Origin of the sequence: Chryseobacterium sp. CBo1, from assembly GCF_001693475.1 — a bacterium.
GTDB classification, from domain to species: Bacteria; Bacteroidota; Bacteroidia; order Flavobacteriales; family Weeksellaceae; genus Chryseobacterium; species Chryseobacterium formosense.
This window is the reverse complement of record NZ_MAUH01000062.1, coordinates 1-1234: the sequence shown is the minus strand read 5'-3', so window position 1 is coordinate 1234 and position 1234 is coordinate 1. Positions and strand designations below refer to the sequence as shown.

The window sequence follows — 1234 nt, the reverse complement described above, 5'->3', positions numbered from 1 at the left end:
TGGTAAGTTTGCATTAAGTGAAATTGATTAATAACTTAGTTAAAAAAATTAACCAAAAGAGTAAAAGCAGCAGGATAAAGGCAGACGCTTCATTGATACTTCGATATCGCCCCCGATTTTATTCCCCTGCTGTTGTTTTCTTCCAAATCCGGATAGAACATTGTAGGTAAAAACTTTTACCATGGTGGATCAAAAGAAAACCTCTTTTATAAAAAAAGATTTACGATGACAAAATTATCAAAAAAAGTGATTGGTGTGGATGTTGGAGCGAAGTTTTTAACGGTGAGCTATAACGACAGTAATAATCAGGACCAGGTTTCTAATATCGAAAACAACCAGCGCTCTATTTTATCTTTTTTAAAGAAATTTTCATTAGATGATTATTGTTTCGTTATCGAAGCCACCGGTAATTACAGCAGCAGGATACTTCACCTTGCTTTGGAAAAAAGTTTTGAAGCGAGCTTAATCAACTGTATGTCGATAAAACATTTTGGAAGGATGAAAAACATTATTACAAAAACCGATGCTGAAGATGCCAAACTGATCAGACTTTATGGAGAAATGTTTTGTCCGGAGAATTATGTTCCAAAGAGTATTGAGATTGAACATCTTGATCAGGAGATTAAACTTTTGAATGATTTGGAAGAAGAAAAGCGCAGATATGCGGTGAAACTAAAAGCGCTTCGTTTTAATCCTTATCTCAATCCCAATACAGAAAAGCATTATGAAAAAAGACTCAAACAGTTGGAAAACGAAATTAAAGAAGTGGAGTTTCGCCTTCCCAAACTTCAGAATAAGGAATTTAAAGAAGTAAAAGATTTAATACAAAGTGTATCAGGAATTGGTGAGAAAACCTCTCTCCAGCTAATGACTGCTACATCGGGATTTAAAAACTTTGATTCGGCAAAATCACTGGTCAAATATTTTGGATTAGCTCCACGGATTTACCAGTCCGGAAAGAAATCTTATTCTCCCGGAAAGTGCAGAACCTCTAAAACCCATATCAGAAGTTTACTATATGTTTGCTCTTGGACGGCGATGAAACACAACGCTCATTGCAAGGGGCTCTACTTAAGGTTGTTAGCGAAAGGTAAGCCTAAGAAACTGGCATTGATAGCTGTTTGTAACAAGCTTTTAAGAATTTGTTTTGGTGTGGTAAAAAACAAAATAGCTTATCAACAAGACTATCTGAAAAACTGTAAAATTTTAACATAAACAATTTGCAGATTAACAT

1 protein-coding gene is annotated in these 1234 nt (G+C 34.8%); it reads left to right on the top strand.

The genetic code is table 11. The features are described from left to right. The first annotated feature begins 225 nt into the window (after window positions 1-225). Window positions 226-1215 (top strand): IS110 family transposase, encoded by a 990-nt coding sequence (locus tag BA768_RS18725; RefSeq protein WP_065721980.1) that lies wholly within the window; start codon window positions 226-228, stop codon window positions 1213-1215. The last annotated feature ends 19 nt before the right edge of the window (window positions 1216-1234 follow it).